This window comes from Mucilaginibacter achroorhodeus (assembly GCF_007846095.1).
GTDB classification, from domain to species: Bacteria; Bacteroidota; Bacteroidia; order Sphingobacteriales; family Sphingobacteriaceae; genus Mucilaginibacter; species Mucilaginibacter achroorhodeus.
This window is the reverse complement of sequence record NZ_VOEI01000002.1, coordinates 241866-262868: the sequence shown is the minus strand read 5'-3', so window position 1 is coordinate 262868 and position 21003 is coordinate 241866. Positions and strand designations below refer to the sequence as shown.

General features: G+C 46.9%; 15 protein-coding genes. 13 read left to right on the top strand and 2 right to left on the bottom strand.

The genetic code is table 11. The features are described from left to right. Position 1: 1 nt before the first annotated feature. The 9 genes from FPZ42_RS07085 (at position 2) to FPZ42_RS07045 (ending at position 12941) form a co-directional block, all read left to right on the top strand. Entirely contained in the window at positions 2-340 is a 339-nt protein-coding gene (locus tag FPZ42_RS07085) for a hypothetical protein (protein WP_146269800.1), read from the top strand. A gap of 8 nt (positions 341-348) precedes the next feature. After that, positions 349-1995: a hypothetical protein gene (locus FPZ42_RS07080; protein ID WP_146269799.1), complete on the top strand. Its 1647-nt coding sequence runs from the start codon at positions 349-351 to the stop codon at positions 1993-1995. Positions 1996-2006: 11 nt separating this feature from the next. Continuing rightward, a complete protein-coding gene (locus FPZ42_RS07075; protein ID WP_146269798.1) occupies positions 2007-5891 on the top strand; it encodes a hypothetical protein in 3885 nt (1294 codons plus the stop codon). Further along, positions 5891-7150, top strand: a complete 1260-nt coding sequence (locus FPZ42_RS07070) for a hypothetical protein (protein WP_146269797.1) — start codon at positions 5891-5893, stop codon at positions 7148-7150. Before FPZ42_RS07075 ends, FPZ42_RS07070 begins: the two co-directional genes overlap by 1 nt. Before the next feature lie 2 nt (positions 7151-7152). Then, entirely contained in the window at positions 7153-7719 is a 567-nt protein-coding gene (locus FPZ42_RS07065; protein ID WP_146269796.1) for a TerD family protein, read from the top strand. Between the two features lie 17 nt (positions 7720-7736). Beyond that, positions 7737-8390 carry a TerD family protein gene (locus FPZ42_RS07060; RefSeq protein WP_146269795.1) on the top strand — a complete coding sequence of 218 codons (654 nt, stop codon included), beginning with the start codon at positions 7737-7739 and terminating at the stop codon, positions 8388-8390. Between the two features lie 10 nt (positions 8391-8400). Beyond that, complete coding sequence (locus tag FPZ42_RS07055) at positions 8401-9081, top strand: OmpA family protein (RefSeq protein ID WP_146269794.1); 681 nt, start codon at positions 8401-8403, stop codon at positions 9079-9081. Positions 9082-9197: 116 nt separating this feature from the next. After that, entirely contained in the window at positions 9198-10277 is a 1080-nt protein-coding gene (locus FPZ42_RS07050; RefSeq protein WP_146269793.1) for a type I restriction endonuclease, read from the top strand. A gap of 456 nt (positions 10278-10733) precedes the next feature. Then, a complete protein-coding gene (locus FPZ42_RS07045) occupies positions 10734-12941 on the top strand; it encodes an AAA family ATPase (RefSeq protein WP_146269792.1) in 2208 nt (735 codons plus the stop codon). 590 nt (positions 12942-13531) lie between these two features. Here the strand turns inward: FPZ42_RS07045 and FPZ42_RS07040 are convergent. Further along, positions 13532-13765: a helix-turn-helix transcriptional regulator gene (locus FPZ42_RS07040; protein ID WP_146269791.1), complete on the bottom strand. Its 234-nt coding sequence runs from the start codon at positions 13763-13765 to the stop codon at positions 13532-13534. A gap of 665 nt (positions 13766-14430) precedes the next feature. Between FPZ42_RS07040 and FPZ42_RS07035 the strand changes: the two genes are divergently transcribed. The 4 genes from FPZ42_RS07035 to FPZ42_RS07020 are packed head-to-tail and all read left to right on the top strand — an operon-like array spanning position 14431 to position 20667. Then, on the top strand, positions 14431-14709 hold the full coding sequence (locus FPZ42_RS07035; RefSeq protein ID WP_146269790.1) for a hypothetical protein: 279 nt from the start codon (positions 14431-14433) through the stop codon (positions 14707-14709). A gap of 29 nt (positions 14710-14738) precedes the next feature. Beyond that, positions 14739-16118, top strand: a complete 1380-nt coding sequence (locus FPZ42_RS07030; RefSeq protein WP_146269789.1) for a TlpA family protein disulfide reductase — start codon at positions 14739-14741, stop codon at positions 16116-16118. 7 nt (positions 16119-16125) lie between these two features. After that, positions 16126-19305, top strand: coding sequence for a SusC/RagA family TonB-linked outer membrane protein (locus FPZ42_RS07025; protein WP_186458707.1), 3180 nt, complete (start codon positions 16126-16128; stop codon positions 19303-19305). A 9-nt stretch (positions 19306-19314) separates the two neighbouring features. Further along, a complete protein-coding gene (locus FPZ42_RS07020) occupies positions 19315-20667 on the top strand; it encodes a RagB/SusD family nutrient uptake outer membrane protein (RefSeq protein ID WP_146269787.1) in 1353 nt (450 codons plus the stop codon). A 53-nt stretch (positions 20668-20720) separates the two neighbouring features. On the opposite strand, the gene FPZ42_RS07015 is transcribed toward FPZ42_RS07020, so the two are convergent. Then, positions 20721-20990 carry a DUF6520 family protein gene (locus FPZ42_RS07015; RefSeq protein ID WP_146269786.1) on the bottom strand — a complete coding sequence of 90 codons (270 nt, stop codon included), beginning with the start codon at positions 20988-20990 and terminating at the stop codon, positions 20721-20723. Positions 20991-21003 lie beyond the last annotated feature (13 nt).

The window sequence follows — 21003 nt, the reverse complement described above, 5'->3', positions numbered from 1 at the left end:
TATGCAATCGATCACCGCTTATGTATTAGCTGGAGTAACCACGCTGATTTTGCTATTGCTTTGTGCAATAATTGCTAACGCTATCAACTATGAAAAGGGCAGCCGTCCAAAAGATCCGGTCAGACGCCGGACATGGTTTTGGGTATTAGCGATTCTAAATCCGGGCCTTATATTCCTGCTGGGTTACTACGCTTTTAAGCCGGAAGCCAATATAATGGTTGTTAAGCGCTACGTGACAGCGTTGAGTATCGGCACGGCATGCGGCTTTGTAATATACCTGCTAATTGGATTTATTCTGAGCAGGATATTCAGGAACGGTAAGATCGGTCATTGGTTTTAATCACTAAAATGATGGATAAATTATTTGTAATAGCAGTGGGCGGCACCGGCATGCGTTGTCTGGAATCTTTTGTACACCTGTGTGCGATCGGGATGCTCGACAGTCGTGAAGTCGAGGTGCTGACCTTAGATACCGACCAGACCAACGGTAACAAAGGGAAAGTCGAAGAACTCATCCGATTGTATAACCGGATAAAGTCCTCTGATTCGCAGGAGGGCGGCACGCCTAACGCGGATACTTTTTTTTCTGCTAAACTAAACCTCTACCGGTTTTTCACCAACTATTCTGGCAGGGGAAGAGAAAACTATAAAGACCTTGTGAAACTCAGTACCGGTTCTCCGGAGCAGCAACGGGACAATAAATTGCTTTCGGACCTTTTCCTTGACCATGCATCTGTTCAAGAATTTAGTTTGGCGCATGGCTATCGTGCCCAAACCCACCTCGGATCCATGCTGATATATCACGGGATTATTGAGGCGGCAAGGAATATCCTTAAGGGAACCAATGTATTACCTCAGGAGCGAGAACTGGAACACTTTATTTCAAAACTGGAGCTGGCCGGTGAATCGGCAAGGGTATTTGTATTCGGTTCGGTTTTCGGTGGCACAGGGGCATCCGCCATTCCGGTTATACCGAAAGCCCTGAAGGATTTTGTTTCAGTCCGTTCCAACGGGGCTTCTTCAATTGATCTGTCAAAGACGAAGTTTGGCGCTACGCTTTTAACAGAATACTTTACTTTTCGAAAACCAGATGAAAAACAGAAAGGATCGAAAGAAGACAGCGTAATAGCGGATGCTTCTTTCTTTCCTTTGAACAGCCAGGCAGCTTTGCAGTTCTATCAGAGCGATACGACTGTACAACGTTCTTATAAGTTACTATATCACATTGGCTGGCCGGTTGAAAGCAGGCATGCTGACGAAGGGGCAGGCGTTGGAAAGACAATAACGGGCGGCGCCGAGCAAAAGAATGCCTGTCATATAACGGAATTAATTGCGGCCTGCGCAGCTTACGACTTCTTTATACGTCAGTATATGCCGGACGGTCAGAAGGCTGAATATTTGTATAAATCAGCGCCATTCCGGAACGATACGTTTAGTTTCACAGCAGAAGACCTGTTCGGAAATCAGGAAAGATCGGCGGAGATCTTTGCTAACAGATTAGGCGCTATGTTCTCGCTTGCACATATTTCTTTAACTGCAAACGGCGGTGCCTGGGGCGACCTGGGAATTAAAGCATTTTTGAATTTGCTGCACAAACAGAGGTTGACACAGTATGCTAGCATCACCGATGCCGAGTGTGCTGATCTGAACGATTATTTTAAATTGTTTGCCTATACTTATGATAAAGACCATTTCGTCAGAGGATGGCTTTACCAGGTGCGGAATTCCATAGCGCCCGGAAATTTTATTTTCAATAGCAAGGCTTTTGCCGACAACAGGACCGAGCTTGACCGGCTTGATGTAGGTTCTGTCTTTTCCGACGAACGGCATCACTGGCCTAAATCGCTGATCAGCAGCCGCTACAATACTTTTGTTAACAAACTGATCGACTCTGGTCCTGCAGAGCAACTACAGAAGGTCAATACGACCAAAGAAAAGTTCCTCGCTCATCTTTACAACGCTCTATCGGCCTCACAGGGGTTCAAACTTAATTAAAAACATTACTTATGCCTGATCATATCAAAGCACTGGTTATTAAAGTGAATCCTGCGACTGAGCCGCCCGGGGTGTCTTTCGCATGGGACAAGCTTCCGCAAATGGAGGTCTTTACAAAAAACATACTGATTCCGGAAATCGGGGGGGACCAGAAAGGGGCCGCACCAGTCAGTATCGGTTCCGTTGTATCCGGTATGCCGACCGCATATGCACGTTCCGTGCTGTTTGATAACGCGCTTCGGCTGATCAGAGATAAAAAGGAAGCCTCTGGGTTATTACTGTTCTATAAATCTCTTCTCAGCGAATGGAAAGGGCTGATCAGTTGTCTTGCATTGAATTACAAAGATATCAGCATCCAGCGCGTGCACCTGGGTTACACCGACGGCCTTGTAATTTCACAAACAGAAAATATTTATGAGCCGAAGGGTGCTTTTGGAAATGCACTTTTCGAACGAAAACTGCTTTGGTGCGATCAGTCTCTCGCTGGAAATGCGGAGAAGATACCGTTCATCGATGTGATCTCTTATAAGGGGCAAGTATTGGGCGGCACGTCCCCTGATAGTTTACTTTTCACTTCAGTGTCATATCGGATAGGCGAGCGCCTGCCATTCGTCGATGTCGAAAATGGTAAGCTAACCGATCCGCTCAGGTCAGACCTCCGGCCGGAGGAACTTGATAAATTATATGGTTATGCAAAGTACATATTAGGTCAACTGGAGCAGTTTCGTATGCAATATGCTGATCTTGACGAACACCTGCGACCTGACTACAGTAATGTCGCTAACGCGCTGGAGGAGTGGATCCGGGATATGATCCAATACCAGCAATCACGCAACTTCAACAAGCTTGACCTGCAAACCCCGCCGGAGACCGGTACCCTGTTTCAGGAGCCCTTTGCCAAGCTTTTTAATTATTCGACCATATTATATGGATCTGAGGGAGTAGTTTCAGCGGATGCGACATCTGATGTGAGTATAGCTTTTGATCCTAAAGATCTCCTTTTACCGGATTCAACAGAGATTGCACAGTTCGATTTTGGTATGGCTGGCACCATTACCAAGGGCTATCTCCGGGATAAACCGATATTAATCCTGCCCGCAGAGACGAAAGGTCAAGCCGACAAATATGCTTATTTTGCGCTCCCGCTTACCCCACTCGCATTAAACGTTTTCGGTGCTAATCTGGAAGCATTGCTTGGCCTGAATGATACGGCCAATGTAAGATCAAGATTATCGGGTATGTATGACCCGACACAGCAGGAAGGTGAAAAACTGACCGTACAGCTTAAACTTATTACGGATTCAGGAAGTGAGATCATCAAACAGGTGGTGTATCCTATTATCGCGGACACCATAAGGGGGCGTGATATCCTGATTTGGCCGAATTTTATCTCCAGGCAATGGGGACGTTATTTTCTCTATTCGGAGATTCCGCATAATGACGCAACATTTCAGGCCACTCCTTTTATTGGCAATACCGGTGATGATTACTTCCGGATAGCACTGGATGGTAGTGGAAGGCCTTATTATCTGGCTTCGAAGGGCCGTAGTAACGTTGCTCCGGAGGGTACGGGACTGGAGACCAGTTTGCATATCTCTTCAGGTACAGCGGTTGCAGATAATAAGTACAAGTATGAAATTTACGAAAGTAACCAGCCTTTTAAAGGTTTGAGATTTTCTCATGCTGGTAACGAATGCGGCTTCGGCATCATCCGTTACACCGGACTGACCGGCGGTAAGATGCTGCCGCTCAACATGCTCAGTTCGGTCAAAACACTTTCTTCTGCAGCCTTAGGTGTGGATTTCGGAAGTACAAACACTTCAGTAGCTTATTGGTCAGAAACCCAGAATCGGGTGTGCCGCGAGCTTAGGCTAAGTAATAAACGCGTTTCTCTGTTGGGCACTGACATTAAAAATAATGATGAACGGCCTGCTGTAGAGGATGAAATCTTCTTTTTTCAAAATGACGAGATTCAGACCAATTCTATTAAATCTGTTCTGACGTTGCATGATACACGGCGCGTGGTCAATGATCGTGGTCTGCAACTGGGATCCCTGCTATCTCAGGCGGTGAAGGGTGGCTTCCCTTGTTTTGAAAAGAATCTGCCCATTGATTCCGCAACCGAAAATCGATATATTCTTAATTATCCGAGAGCAGGCAGCGCGGAACTCGTTTACAATATGAAATGGTCATCTCAGGAACTTGATAAAAGCTGCAAGACAGCGTACCTGAGCTCCTTACTGCTGCATATATATGCTCAGCTTTTTATTGAAGGGCATGAACCACACACCCTGAAGTGGTCTTATCCTTCATCCATGGGTAAAGATATGCTTAATGAATACCGGGCTATATGGGATTCGCTTGTTGCGATAAATCCATTAAAAAGTTCAGTAAAGTTGAAAATATATCGTCCATCTGACCTTTCTGATATTGGAGACACCGGTGAAGAAGTAATTTGGAACCAGTCGAATCCCAGCAGTACCGGTTGGAGTACAACGTCCTCTTCCCCGTCATCATCTTCTGGATGGATAACAGAACCAGGAAGTAACTGGGCTCCGGCACCGGCAGAAACAGGTTGGGGCACACCTCCTACAACCGTTGAGGAGGAGGTAGACATACAGGTTGACAACGGTCCGCTTCGTTTCGATTTTGAGCAATTACGTGATAATGAATCGCTATCAGAAGCCTGTGCCGTAGCGAATTACATGCTCCGTCCCGAAGACGGCTACTCGGTCAGCCAGGGCGAATTGTTGCTTTGTTTCGATATAGGCGGCAGTACGACAGATATTACTGTGCTTTCTGACCTTGGTAGAGGTAAGGCAATGATCAAGCAGAATTCAATAAGATTTGCAGCCGAACGGCTGGCGCAGGCCACGAGGTTTTCCCCAAACTTTAAAAATGTCCTGTTAAGAATGTGTGAGCAGAAAAAGATCTTTGTGCAGGGGTTAAATAGAGGAGAGAATAAATTCTCAGACAATACTGCTCCATATTACTTCGAGCAGGTAGTGGATAGACTAGATGCATCGGATTATGATATTTTTTACCGGCTGATCGCTGCTGAATGCAGGGAGATGATGAGTGTAAATTTGTATATCACCGGTTTGATCATGTTTTACGCCGGGCAGCTAGTCCATAAATTACGTCAAGAAATCGTCCGCTCAGAGGATGCAACACCTCTGGTCAAGCAAACGAATCCTAAAGTTCGTATTGCTTTTGCTGGTAAAGGTGCAAGGATCTTTGACTGGTTTAACGCGGTGAATGATAAGGCCGCTGAGGATTACTACACGCAAATGTTCCTTAGGGGGATTGGCGGAGAGGCAGTGGCGCGTCAGACGATTGTTCCGTTCAATCTCAATCCTTTAAAGATAGTTGACATCAACTCCCAGCGTGGGAAAGATAATGCTGACGTCAAGTACGAGGTATCCAAGGGTCTGGCAATACCTACTGGACAAACACACATCCTTGTACCAAAAAATAAACAAGCCATCGAAATTCTCGGTGAGGACAACTTCTGTATCGTCCGCCCAGACGGGAGGGTTGAATATCTTCCGTCGACGAACTCCGTGTCTCCACAGATGCTGGAGCACATTGGTCGGTATTTCCTTCACCGCGTCGAGGGCAGTAAGCCACCCTGTCCGCGGTTCATGGATTTTGCTGACCTGTTTTATAGGGTAAGCTCCTCCATGTTTGGACTGAAGATGACACCCGGTGATTTTATGGCAGGTTTTCAGGATATGAATATCGAAAATTACATTAAGGCAATACCGGAATTTATTGCAGCCAGTAACCGTAAACAGCGGGAACAGAAGAAATTCGATTATGTAGCACCTGTAATCATTCTTGAAGGAATGAAGTTTTTTGAGAAACATCTTTTAAAGGGTATTCAAGCGAACTGATGATGGGGTATTGCGTAGTTATAAAGGTCTCCCGACAATCCGTTGCGTTTTGGTATCAGGCCAACGGCCAGCGTTATAAACCGCTGGTGGTCAAGGGTGCTTCGGAGGTCCCTTTATATTTCCATGTACACAACAACGCGTTCGTGTTCGGGGCTTACGCGAGAGAGCGCTTTTACCAGCATGATCCGGATGCATTCGCTAACTATTTTGAGTTAATCAAGGATCAGCGAAAGCATTTTATCTTGCACGGAAATCAAAAGAGGATGAAGCAGTTGCTTTATTATGGCATCGAGCAGTTCCTGTCACATTTTCTAACGACGATTCTGTATAAAAACGATGGCATTGAGGCGCACCGTCCGGTGCTTCCGCTCAAGTTTCTTTTTGGTCCCGACCTTGATGAGCCGGAACGCACCCTGATATCGGAAATGTTCACCGAGGCAGGCTATGGTTTGGTTTCGGTGATATCGTATACAGATATATTGATGGTCCATCTTCGCGCTTGCGGGGCTATCGGTCATTTAAGGCCGGCCGTCTTACTTTCAGCAGTGGAAGATACGTTGTATGCGGATCTCTATTTGCCGGCTGAGCTTTCTGCCGCCAGAAGTGTAAAAGTGGTTGGGCAGGGTGCGGATCCTAGGATACGCATACTTGCAGAGATGATCATCGACTACATTACGGAACAAAATTTTCATCTGGAGCTGAAAAGGGAAGCCGAGGTTGGAGCAGTGTTGCCTTTTTGCGCACAGCTCCTAAAGAATCCCTCATTGATCTTACAGGGTGAGACTGAATTGCTGGACGGAAATAAGTACTGGTTCAGGATCAACATGAAAATGGTAGAAGAGCGGCTTCAATATTACTCAGGAGACATTTCAGCAGGCGAAGGAATTGCTGGACTCTTGCGGCTCAGTGGATTATCTCCTAACGATGTGGTGGTGTTGCTGGGCAGTGAGCAGATAGATACGCCTTATTTTTATCAGCGCATCTTAAAAGACTACAGCAGGGTTCAGAGAGTTTTGCCGGTTCAACAAGATGGTGCGATGCAATTGGTTTTCAAAAGTTCTTCCAGTGTAACTGCATTGAAGAAAACGCCGGCGATAGAAGAGCTAAAAGATAAACCGGCCCGCATTGCACCGCCGCCGCTTCCTCCAAAACGAACAGCTGCGCCGCCGCCTTTGCCGGCTGGCCGACCGTTAGCACCTGCGGCAAAGACGCCACAGTCGAAATTGCCGCCGCCGTTACCTCCAATAAAAAAGAAATAACTATGGCTATACAATTAGATAAAAATGCGCAAGTTTCGCTTTCAGCGATAAGCAATGGTTTACGCGAACTCACCGCGGGCCTGGGTTGGGATCCAGCTTCAATTAACGGGCATTCGGTCGACCTTGATCTTTCTCTGTTCATGATGGGCAGTGATGGTAAACTGATCCGGGACGAATTCTTTGTCTTTTATAATAACCCCACAAGCCCCGATGGTGCCGCTTTTTATCCGGGGGACAGCCGTGCCGGTGATGGTGACGGAGATGATGAGCAGGTGCTGCTGAACCTTACAAAGCTGGATCCCCGGGTGGAATATCTGTATTTCGCTGTTACCATAGACAATGCAGAGGAGCGGGGCCATCATTTTGGACATGTAAAAAACGCTTACATCAGAATATTGAACACTGCCACAGGAAATGTACTGTGTGAGTACCGTCTGAACGAGCATTTTTTTGAAGAAGATTCTTTGCTGATCGCGACTATGACCAAAAATGAAGAAGCGTGGGACCTTCAGGCTGTAGGCCAGGCTTTCGGAGGCGGTCTAGCGACACTAGTAGAAATGTATCAATAACTAAAAAATAGATCTATATGGCAAGTTTCAATTTAAGTAAAGGCGATAGGTTTTCACTGTCTAAGGCCGCTCCTGGGCTGTCTCTGGTGAAGATCGGTATGGGCTGGGACCCGAATGACCAGCCGAACGGACCGGATTTCGATCTGGACGTTTCCGCGTTTGCGATCGGTTCAGATTTTAGAATTCCTTCGGACTCATATTTTGTTTTCTACGGTCAGGTGAATATGGGAAATAAGGTGGAGGATACCACGGAAAAAGGGCTATACCGTCCACTGACTGAGGATGGCGCGATCACAGGTGCGATTGATGATCCGGATGGTCGCAGAAGCGATGGTGATGATGACGAGGATATGTTTATAGACCTAAGTCGGGTGAACAGTAAGGTTGAGCAAATCATTATCTGCTGTACAATCTGTAAGTATCCCAATGATGCAAAGAAAGATAGGCGCACACTCAGTCTGAATTTTGGTCAGGTGGAGGACTGCTATATCCGTATCGTAAATGAAAGTACAGGCGAAGAGATCCTCCGTTATGATCTGAAGGATCAGTACACGAACGAAGATGCGGTAGAATTTGGACGTCTTTTCCGGGTAGATAATACCTGGGAGTTCGAAGCAATGGGCAGGGCTCATACGGGCAGCTTGCAAACTTTAGTAGATATGTACACCTAAATCTTAATTTATGTCATTTAACTTAAATAAAAACGATGGCCGGACGAGACCGGTTAGGAAAACTGATTTTGACCTATCAAAACAAATGGGATCAAACTCAGCAGGATTGAATCAACCTGCAAAAGCCACAAAATGGTGGTTGTTCGGCTTGGCTTTATTGTTGGCTGGCGGTGGGTATTGGTATGCTACTAACAACAACGGCGGAACAAATAGCCATCAAAACAATAAACCAACCGTGGTTCAGCAAGTAGGGAAAGATTCAGTCATAAGGGATACGATGCGTCCTGTTTCAGATAAAATGGAAAATCCCGTTGAGGGCGACATTGCAAGTAAGGACAATGCTTCACATGGTGTCGAACCGGCTGTTGTCGCCGCATCATACAGATCAGGCGCTGTGCAACCGGCGAGCATGACTCGAGGAGTGGTAAACGGATTAAAGAAAAAACTCGCGAAAGATCCTTCGGTTAAGATTACTGTGCTAGGTTACGCGAGCAGTGAGGGTAGCCTGCAGATTAACCAGCGCATATCGCAGGAAAGGGCAGACGCCTTCAAGAACATGCTGATTCGACGGGGAGTGGCAGAAGGTCGTGTGACAGCAAAAGGCAGAGGAGTTGAAAATCCGATTGCATCGAATGGTACGGAAGAAGGTAGACGAAAAAATAGAAGGGTTGAGGTGTTGACGGTCAATTGATTCGATATCTGTAAATCCTAATTTCGTGTTCATAAATTTTTCTACGTGCGGTTTACCGCACATATTGCAATTCATAGTCATCTAAGTTTGTTAAAATAAAATTTAAACCGATGACAATGGACTTTAAGGACGAGGTGATGCAGTTAGCTAGCCGGGTCGAAAAACTATTACCACAGATCAAAACAGAGGAAGCTACAAAGAATGCGCTTATCATGCCTTTTATCAAGGTTTTGGGCTTTGATGTATTCAATCCTTTTGAAGTGAATCCTGAATTTATCGCGGACATCGGCATCAAAAAAGGAGAGAAGGTCGACTACGCGATTATGAAAGAAGGAGAACCAGCTATCCTGGTAGAATGTAAGCACCACCTCGAAAAGCTGGACCCGCATAACTCTCAACTATTCCGTTATTTCCACACAACAAAGGCAAAATTTGGTCTTTTAACAAATGGATTGAGTTATCGATTTTACACGGATTTGGTGGAAACCAACAAGATGGACAGCTCTCCGTTCTTTGAGTTCAACATTACCGAGATCAAAGAGGCTGATATTATCGAACTGAAAAAGTTTCACAAATCTTATTTCGATGTCGATAGCATCACTAATACAGCCAGCGAATTAAAATATTTGAACGAGTTGCGTAACCTGATCAGTAAAGAGCTGCTAGCACCTTCGGACGTTTTTATCACTTTCTTTGCAAGGCAGGTCTATTCCGGACAGGTAACTGCGAAGGTAAAAGAACAGTTCGGCCCGATCATTAAGCGGTCATTCAGTTCGCTGATCAGTGATGCGATCAATGAAAGACTGAAATCCGCCTTAAACCAGGAAAAACAGCTGGAAGCGGCAGAAACTGTTAAACAGGATGATGTAACGGCATCTTTAGGACAGGAATCTGGTATCGTAACCACAGAGGAGGAACTAGAGGGATTTTACATTGTCAAATCTCTTTTACGGCAGCATGTGGATGCAAAGCGGATAACCTATCGGGATGCGCTGTCTTATTTCGCAATACTGCTGGATGATAATAATCGTAAGACAATTTGTCGCCTATATTTTAACGGGACTAAGAAATATCTGGTCGTTCTAGATGATGCGAAGAGAGAAATCAAATACGAGGTCAAGTCACTGGACGAGCTATTTCAATATGGTGAACAGTTGCTGGATGTGATCGGAAGATTGGAAAAAGGGAAGAGTTGAAAACATTAGTTGAATTAGTGTGATATAAAGCTGTCAATAATACTAGGAAAGCCGAATCGGCAGTATCCGATTTACTAAAGAATAATCACGGGTTAAATGGTCCCTAAATCAATTGGGACGGTATTCTTGGTTCGGAATTATATTACGTACAAGCATATAGTGGGGAGCCTGGTTGGAAAGCTTATAAGGGGGCTTATTTGACATTGGCGTATTTGATGCTAAGGAGAAACTCCGTCCTTTTGATCGAACTTAAAATGTGGTCTGCTTTATCGAACTCACAGCTTATGTACTAAACAGATTTTCTGGAAAAAATAACTGTAACGGAGTGCATATTTTGTCGGGTACCTCTGATCTGCAATTTTATCGCGATGAACATCATGATGAAGTTGCTGAAAAGTCTGGTTACCGAAATTTAGAATTTCATTTTATATTTGAATTATACCTTAATCGCATTAAATGATCACCAACATTCTACTTAGAGGGGTCGCCACTTATAACCTAGATGGTATCGAATTTATAGACCTCAAAAAGATCAATTTCATTTACGGCGCCAATGGCAGCGGGAAAACCACGATCAGTAATTTTCTAACCGACGGCAAACAGCCTCGTTACGCGCAATGTGCCCTGGGATGGAAGAACAGTCTACCATTACGCACGTTGGTATATAATAAAGAGTTCCGGGAAAAGAATTTTGGTAAAGGGGAAATCAATGGCGTCTTTACCTTAGGTCAGGCCACTAAAGCGGATCTTGAGGAAATTGAGGCCAAGGTAAAAATTAGGGAGAAACACAAACAAGATTGGGAAACACGAAAAGATACTTGGGACAAAAAAACGGCTGAGCTGGCAACTCACGAAAATGATTTTAAGGAAACAGTATGGTCTGACATTTATAAGAAAAATGAATCGGTATTCAAAGAGGGGTTCGCCGGTTTCATGACCAAAGAAAACTTCAAGAAAAAGATACTGGATGAATTTGAAGGAAATGCTTCGGCACTACAAACCCGGGTCAGCCTAATAGAAAAAGCGAAAACAATCTTCGGGCAACCACCGGTTTCACTCACGATATTACCAACATTTGACCCAACTATAATACTAACGCTTGAAGAAGCTGACATCTGGCAAAAAAAGATCATTGGTAAAGCAGATGTGGACATCGCCAAGCTGATCCAGCGGCTGAAAATGAATGACTGGGTAAATACAGGCCGTAACTTTTTAAAGGAGACCGGTGAAACCTGCCCATTTTGTCAGCAATCGACTATTCAGGCAGACTTTCGCAATCAGCTGGAAACTTATTTCGACGAGACGTTCGTCAATGACACCGCAAAAGTCGGCACTCACGCCGCAGATTACTTGCGCAAAACGCAGAATTTGCTAGGCATTTTGAATGAAATTAGCGCTTCAGAAGAAAAGCACACGACCTCCAAACTTGACGTTACTTTATTCAAAGCCTATATACACACCTTTTCAACGCAATTGCTGACAAACCAGGAACAGCTAAATAATAAGATCAAAGAACCCAGCAGGAGCATTGACCTAATCTCTGTCAAAGCGCAACTGGAGGAGATCGCTGCGTTGATCACATCGGCAAACGTGGAAGTCGCCAAACATAACCAGATCGTTGCCAATTTCGCACGAGAGAAACAGGAACTAATCAATGCGATTTGGCGACTACTCATCGATGAACACCAAGCCATGATCAAATTGTTCACCGAAAAAAAAGGGAACTTGGAAAAAGCAATTAACGGCATCGAAACAACCGTAAAGACCGCGCGGCAAAATTACCAAACGGTTAAACAGGAGATTATAACTTTGAGTAACAACGTAACTAGCGTTCAACCCTCTATCAATCAAATCAATAAAACACTGAAAGCTTTCGGGTTCCGGAATTTTGAAATAGTTCCTTCAGCTGACAAAAATAAATACCAGATTAAACGCGAAAATGGCGATATCGCGGAAACAACCCTTAGCGAAGGCGAGATCACTTTCATTACTTTTCTCTATTTCCTGCAACTCTGTAAAGGCGGACTTTCCGAACATACTATAACTGAAGACCGCGTACTCGTCATTGACGATCCGATATCCAGTTTAGACAGCAATGTACTCTATGTAGTGAGTTCTCTTTTAAAAGAAATTATCAAAAATGTAAAGCAAGGCAACGGTACGATCAAACAATTAATCCTGCTTACCCACAATACTTACTTTCATAAAGAAGTTTCCTTTATCGATGGCCGGGGCAAAGATTGCGCAGATACCAGCTATTGGATTCTGCGTAAGAATAATAACATATCGGAATTACAAGCCAATGGTCGTCAAAATCCGATTCAAACCGCTTATCAGCTTTTATGGAAAGAACTTCAAAACCGCCAGCACAGTTCTCCGCTCACTCTACAAAATACCATGCGTCGCATAATCGAACACTATTTCAAAATACTTGGAAAATTCGGTGACGATCAGATCATCCAGCAATTTAAAGACTATGAAGATCAGCAGATCTGCCGGTCGCTGTTATGCTGGATCAACGACGGCTCGCATACAATCCCTGATGATTTGTTCATTGACACGCAAGGTGATGAAACAGAAAGGTATTTTGAAGTATTTAAAAAAATATTCGAACATTCGCGGCACCAGGAACATTATCACATGATGATGGGTGAAGCGAGTTAACAACTGGAAGACATGGTTCCAATTTAATATGTAAAAGATATTGCATTCGTTCCGCTCATTCTTTCGCCAGCGGAACTTTCGCACGCCACAGTACCAATAATCCGCACTCCTTACAGAATGCGCCGGCAAACCGCCTCCGGAACTTAATACTACTATAACCCTTGCGAATTCTCAAAACTCGCCGCATCTTGCTGCTACAACGCCACAGTATCTTTAAGCGCTTTTATCTGGTATTTGTTTCTCTAATCACAAAATACTGATTTCTTTGTGGTTAGCTGTTTACTTAAATAACATTTTTTAAAAAAGCTTGTTTACAAAAATTAAAAATTATGAAGTTGTCATTAAGAAATAAATCAGGAAAAAAATCAATTATGGAATCGGCGTGAATTCTTTTATGTTATGGTAAATGCGTTCAAGCCTTTAGTGCAAATTTGCAATGTTCCTTATGTTGGTCAAGAAGAAGTCTTGTTGGCACAATATCCAGTATCTTGCTTTTAGGGTTCTCTGCCTTCCAAGCAAGAGAAATAAATACACTAATTTGCTTGCAACCGATCATTATCTAGCGCTTATAAGCTTACTGTTTAAATATATTACCCTAAACGATTGGGCCTTGTTGGAACAAGAAGTTTTTGAACATTTATATCTAATACTCTTGCAATATCAAATAGCCGTTTAATTGAAGGTTGAGCTGAATTTGTGCACCAGCTCGAGACGGTTTCAACTGCTACGTCAAGTTTTTTCGCTAATTCTTGGTTGCTAATTTGTGCGTCTGCTAATTCGGATTTAATGCGGTTGTAAAGTATTTTTTCGTCCTTTTTCGCCATTTTGAAACGGGTGTAAACAAATATACTATCCCGTCGAAACATCAAATCGAATGTTTGTTAATGTAAAAAGTCAATTAATAAATGTAAAACTCAAATAAATTTTTGTTTTGCATTAATTTTTTATATTTTAGTAAAAATGAAAATTAAATATTCATTATAATTGCAACGTTTTTAGGCGTTGTTAACGAGCCTCGCAGCTAAATCTGGTAAATTTAATCTCAGCGATGGTAAGTGTAGCAACCAATCCCTATTTTGAAAAGTAGGGCTGGTGCTCGCTTATGTTTATTGCTGAGAACCGTTTGAAAAAACGGAGGCTTTACCAGAGCCAAGCTGTAATAACAAAGTGGGTTGCCAGCCCTTTTTTACATTTTAGGAGGTCTCAAAAAAAATTTTAACAAGAGACTGATGGACACTGCTATAACTACCTTATTTATCCTTAATTCCCTAAAGAAGTGGTCTTTACCGCCTAATGTTTCTTTTAAGAGAATTTATAAGAACATTATAAAATCTCCCACGTGATCTATAGCAAACGGCAGCCTGTCAGTTAATAGTTAATACTCGGCTGCCGTTTGTTTTCTTTTGATTTCCCTTTGATCTGATTTTTGAAATTGTTGATATCGCTATGCCTTTTATTAAGGTGTATCGCAAAGCTGTTGCCTTTTCTTATGGATGCTACGATTGTTGATCTGAAAGATTTTGCGGTACGGACACCGGAGCAGGCGGTTCGGGTGTTCTACAGGCTATATAGCTCAGAGGCGATTAATGCGGCATTGTTGAAGGTATTCATGCGCGTTGCGGGCGATCGCGTGCCGGGTGATGATGAGATGGAACTGGCTAATTTGTTCGATCATCTCAACGCTTTGGTGAAAGCGGTAGAGGATCTGCGTTCCGGTTTATCGGATGCACCCAACTGTGTGATCTGCGGGGCCAAAAAGGGGAAATAAACTAATCGATTTTTTGCTTTAACCAACTGATGATGAAAAGATTTTTGATCGTCCTGCTACTCTTATGCCCGATTTTTCGGGTGATAGGGCAGGATAAAAATATAATTGAAGAGGGCAACATACCCAGTGGTGATGTAACGCCGCCTATCGGTGGACAAGTGCCGGATGTGCTTATTTCTGGTGTACGGGGCCTCCGGTTGGATGGGAAAACAATTGCGGATGGGGGAGCTGTGCGGCTGTCTGCCTTTCGGGGCAAACTGCTGATACTGGATTTCTGGGCAACATGGTGCGCGCCCTGTCGTTCGATGATGCCCGTAATGGATAGTTTACAACGGGTCTTCGGTAATAATAAGGTGTTGTTCCTATCAGTGACCTACCAGTCTTTGTCCCAAGTTTCACCGGTGTTGAGCGCCCTTCAAAAGGTAAAGCCCTTTAACCTGCCTGAAGTGACCGGCGATGTGGTGCTGCACCGTTTGTTCCCGCACCATACGCTGCCGCATTATGTATGGATCGGTGCAGACGGCCGCTTGAAGGCCGTGACCGAAAATAATGCGGTCACCGGAGCAAATATTCAAAAGTTGTTAAATGATGAACCGGTCATGCTGGCTGAAAAGAAAGATGTTGAGGTAAGCTATGACCATTCTAAGTTGCTCTTTGATTCCGATGGAGCTGCCGTCGCTGGGGGGACGGATTCGCTGATCCGCTACCGCTCCGTGTTGTCCGGTTATGTGCCAGGCTTGCGCGGGGGAATGGATATCGTACTCCCCGACAGTTTGAACGGGTTTCGGGCAAACGTGCGGAACTCGCCTTTGACATGGTTGTTCCGGATGGCCTACAGCGATCATGGTCGCTGGTTCTCAGGACCGCGGATGCGTTTGTTGTCCCGGGATTCGGCCTTGATGACAACGCGGCTTTCAGGGCAGGCATTCCTGGCCTGGCTGAAGGCAGGCAATGGCTGGAGCTATGAGCTGACGGTGCCGAGATCGCTTTCGGCTGGGGCGTACACAATGATGCAGGAAGATGTGCGGCGCCTGTTCCCGCAATACCGGGTAGGGGTGGAGAAGGTCAGGACGCGTTGCCTGGTGCTGGTTAGGACTTCCGGTTCGGATAAGCTGCGGTCCTCGGGTGGTGAGCGATCAGTTGAGGTCGGAGCCTTCTCGGCATCCCTGCGCAATGTGCCGCTGTCCTGGTGGCTGAAGCGGATGGAGGTGCAGTTCCTCGGCGAGGGCACCCTGCCACTGGTTGACGAAACCGGCTACAGCGAACCGGTGGATATGAAGCTCAACGCCTCCATGGTCGACCCGAGATCCCTGAATACTGCCCTGGCTGGTTATGGCCTGCAATTCGTAGAAAAAGATGCCGATACCGACCTGCTGGTCGTTCGGGATAATCCTATACCTAAACCTTGATCTCCATATGAAATTTCTTTACTTATGCTGCTGCCTGTTCATCTTGACGGGCAGTGTTCTTGGACAATCGCTTTCGGGTACCGTGACCGACACAGCTGGACGGTCGCTGGCGGGTGCTAGCGTGTCTCTTGCAGGCACGCGTTATGGGACACTGACGGATACATCAGGAAAATTTGTTATTCCTGCCCCTGAAGGAAATTACCGGCTGAGCGTATCCTATGTAGGATTTGCGTCGGCAATGCGGTCCGTCCGCGTACCTTCTAACGGCTTAAAAGTGGTGCTGCGAAGTGCTTCCGGCCAACTTGCGGAGGTGCGCGTCTCGACGGGTTACCAGGAACTGCCCAAGGAAAGGGCAACCGGTTCTTTTGTTGCGGTTGATAAAGCATTGCTGCACCGGAGCGTGACGACGGATGTCATCGGGCGTTTGCGGGATGTGGTGCCGGGACTAAGTTTTAATAACCTGGGCACCCGCATCAGCATCCGCGGGCAGAACACACTGTTCTCCAACGCGGACCCGCTGATCGTGGTCGATGGGTTCGCTTATAACCAGCCCATCGAGAACCTGAATCCCGCGGATGTGGCCAGTGTTACTGTCCTCAAAGATGCGGCTGCAGCCTCCATTTGGGGGGCACGTGCCGGCAACGGCGTGATCGTCATCACAACGAACAAGGGAGGGTATAATCGGCCGATACGGGTGTCAGCAAGTGCCAGCGTGAATGTCGGCGAACGGCCGGACCTGTATTACCAGCCCAGGATGTCTTCAGCCGATTTTATCGGTATCGAGCAAAAGCTTTTTGCCTCGGGCTACTATGCCGCTGCGGAAAATTCCGTCTCGCATGCGCCTTTGTCGCCTGCCGTTGAACTGATGATCGCGAATCGCGATGGGCAGCTTTCTGCTGGTGAATTGGATCTGCGCTTAAAGGGGCTGTCCGCCCTAGATGTCAGGCGTGACCTGTCGCGTTATTTTTATCGGCGCAGTGTCAACCAGCAATACGCACTTAGCCTGGATGGCGGGACCGACCAGCAGCGATATTATTTTTCGGGTGGTTATGACCGGAACCTGGACAATGCAGTGGGTAACGGGTTCGAGCGTCTGACCCTGAATGGCAACGAGACCTGGAAGCTGCTCAAGGGGCGGCTGGAAGCGAATGCCGGAGGCTATATCTCAATGGTCAATACTGCAACGGGCAATCCCGGGCCGCTGACCTGGAACAACGGGGATGCGATCTACCCCTATGCACAATTGGCGGATGCAGCAGGCAACCCGTTAGCGGTGACCCATGATCTGCGGGAAAGTTTTGTCAATAGTGCTGTTGGTGCAGGTTTGCTGGATTGGTCATACCGCCCGCTGGCTGATCTTCGGCTTGCAGACAACAAACGACGCGAAACGGAGGTCCGTTTGAATACGGGCTTAAAATACAAAATATGGAACGGTCTTTCCGCGCAGGTCCTGTACCAATATGATGAGAGTAACCGTTCATCACGAAACCTGATGGTTGCCGAAAGTTTCTTTGCGCGCAACATCATCAACAGGTACACGCAGGATGATGGCAGCGGTACGCTGTCATTCCCCATACCCAGGGGCGGTGTGCTTGATTTTGGTGCAGGCCGGTCGGTCAATCACGATGGGCGCCTGCAATTGAATTATGACGGCGCATTCGGAAAGGATGGTAAGAATGAATTGAACGCCATTGCCGGTTACCAGGTGCAAAGCCTCCGGGTGACAGGGAACGAACACACGGTCTATGGCTATGATGCCGACCATGCCACGATGCAGCCTGTGGATGGCATCACTTATTTCGGCTACTACGATAACCCTGCATCCGGAAATACCATCCCGCTTAACCTGTCGGAAAGCGATGCGACCGATCATTTCCTTTCTTACTATACGAATGCAGCCTACACTTATGACCGGCGGATATCGTTATCAGGCAGCGCAAGGCTGGACCGTTCCAACCTGTTCGGGGTGAACACCAATCAAAAGGGCGTCCCGCTGTGGTCAGCAGGCTTATCCTGGGAATTGAGCCGGGAAGGCTTTTACCATGTGAAGGCGCTCCCTTACCTGAAACTGAGGGCGACATTTGGTTATAACGGTAACATCAACAAAAACCTTTCGGCTTATACCACGGCCTATTACTTTGACGGTTCCAATACGTCTACGCGTCTGCCTTATGCACAAGTACTGAACCCGCCAAATCCCAACCTGCGCTGGGAACGCAACCGCCAGGTCAATTTAGGCGCCGACTTTTCCTTGCTGGACGGACGGATCTCGGGCTCAGCGGAAGTTTACTATAAACGAGGGTTGGACCTCATCGGCAGCACAGCTTATCCGTCCTCTTCCGGGATCATGGTCTTTACAGGCAATACCGCGGGTACGAAAGGGCAGGGGTTAGATATCAGCCTGAACACGCGTAACATCGTGGGGGATTTCAACTGGTCAACGGCTTTCTTTCTCAGTTACGTACAGGATAAAGTGTCCAGATATCAACAGCAGTCACTGCCATCGGATTATCTGAACTTCGGGTATATCGGTGCGTATGCGCTGGAAGGGAAACCCTTATATGCGATCTACAGCTACCGCTCGACCGGACTGGACCCGTCAACGGGCGACCCGAGAGGATACCTGAACGGTCAGGTCAGCAGCGATTACGCTGCGATGGCGGCCGCCGCAACGCCACAGAACCTGGTCTATAACGGACCTTCGCGGCCGGTGACCTTCGGCGCCTTGCGAAATACTTTCGGTTATAAGTCGGTCAGCCTGTCGTTTAATATTGCTTACCGGCTCGGTTATTACTTCCGGCGAAATTCGGTATACTATGGCAATGATTATGGTTTGTCACAGCAGAACGGGGATTACGCGCTGCGCTGGCAAAGGCCTGGAGACGAGCAACATACGGTCATTCCTTCATTACCGGCTGCTCCGGATAACCAGCGGGATAACTTCTATCGCTTTTCCTCGGCGCTCGTGGAAAAGGGCGACAACATCCGTTTACAGGACGTGAACCTGTCCTACCAATTTACAAAAGGGCGTATCAAATTCCTGCCGGGGGCGGAGCTGCAGGTATATCTGTACGCGGCAAACCTGGGCATCCTATGGCGGGCCAACCGCGCGAAACTAGACCCGGATGCCGGTAATGGTTTTCCACAGCCCCGTACAGTGGCCGGTGGTATTCGTTTAACCTATTAATGATCACTGATGAAAAAGAAAATTGTTTACCTGTTGCTGCTGCTTTGCTCCATGTCCTGGGGGTGTAAGAAGGATTTTCTGGACACGCGCCCAAATAAAGCCTTGCTCGTACCGACCACGCTGGATGACCTCAGGTTACTGTTGAATAATAACCAGGTATTTAATATCGCACCCGAGCTGACGTCGCTGGCGGACGGCGATTATTTTACTGACGAGGCGGGGCTACAGACCTATAACCTGGATATGGAAAGGAATAGCTATATCTGGGCAAAAGATATATTTGGTACGGAGCCAAATTTTGATTGGGCCAATTTGTACAAGGAGGTGTTTTATGCAAACATCGTCCTCGAAGGCCTGAATAAGCTTCCTGCAGATCAACAGTCATCTGCCGAGGGACGTGAGATACGCGGAACGGCACTGTTTTTCCGTGCAGTCGCCTTCTACCAGTTAGCCGGAATGTTCGCGGCACCATACAGTCCGGAAAATCTTGCTCAGCCGGGTATTCCGGTCCGTTTGCACGCCGACGTGACCGAACGGGTCGATCGTGGAAAATTAGGCGATGTTTACGCGCAGGTCCTGAAAGACCTGGCTTTAGCGCGGACGCTGTTACCGGAAACCGTTACCGTGAAGACAAGGCCGACATTGAATGCATTATGGGCGATGCGGGCAAGGATCGCGCTAACCATGAAAGATTATACGCTGGCAGGTCGTTACGGGGATTCTGTGCTGGCCGCTAAACCGCCGCTCCTGGATTACAATACGCTCAACCCGGCAGCCGCCCGGCCTTTTCCAAGAGTGCTACCCTACGGTAATGCCGAGGTACTTTGGCATGAATCGGTCCTCCCGTATTCATTCGATCCGCCTTCGGCAGCGACCTGGGTCGTGCCGGAACTTTATAACAGTTATGCTACTGATGACCTCAGGAAAACTTTGTTCTTTCGGCTGCAATCACCCGGCAGGTACAGCTTCCGTGGAAATTACGCCGGCGTATTAACATTGTTTGCCGGGCTGGCAACGGACGAAGTGTATCTGATCCGCGCAGAATCGCGCGCAAGGGCAGGTAACGTGCAGGGCGCTATGGACGACCTGAATAGCTTACTGGTAACGCGCTGGCGCACGGGTACTTTTATACCGTTCGCGGCCGCAGACCCGACATCGGCTTTAGCGCTTGTCCTGGCCGAGCGGCGTAAAGAGCTGCTTGGCCGCGGCCTGCGTTGGGCAGACGTACGCCGTTTGAATTTGTCTATCGAGCGAACGGCGAACGGGCAGGTGTACCGCCTGGAAGCGGGTAGTCCCAGGTATGTCTATCCGATCCCTGATGACGAGATCCGGCTGAATGGCCTGGTGCAGAACGAAAGGTAGATAAAAAAAGGACTGCCCGTAAGGCAGTCCTTTCATAAGGCCAGGTAGCTTGATTACAAGCCGCTGAAGGCGCCCTGCTGGATGCTGATCGGGTTAGCAGGGTTGGTGTTAGGATTCTGGGTTGCCGGGTAAATAGCAGTACAAACACTGCTCGAAGCCGTACAGTTGTATTCATCCGGGCTGTGTCCGGTCAGGTCGACATACACACCGTTGCTTTGGCGGCCCCATGTTTTGTTAGCGAACGGATTGCTGGCGGTGGCCAGTGCGCTGCCGATACCCAATACCAGGGCGGCGGCTGCTAATTTGAACTTCAGGTTTTTCATCTGATTAAAAATT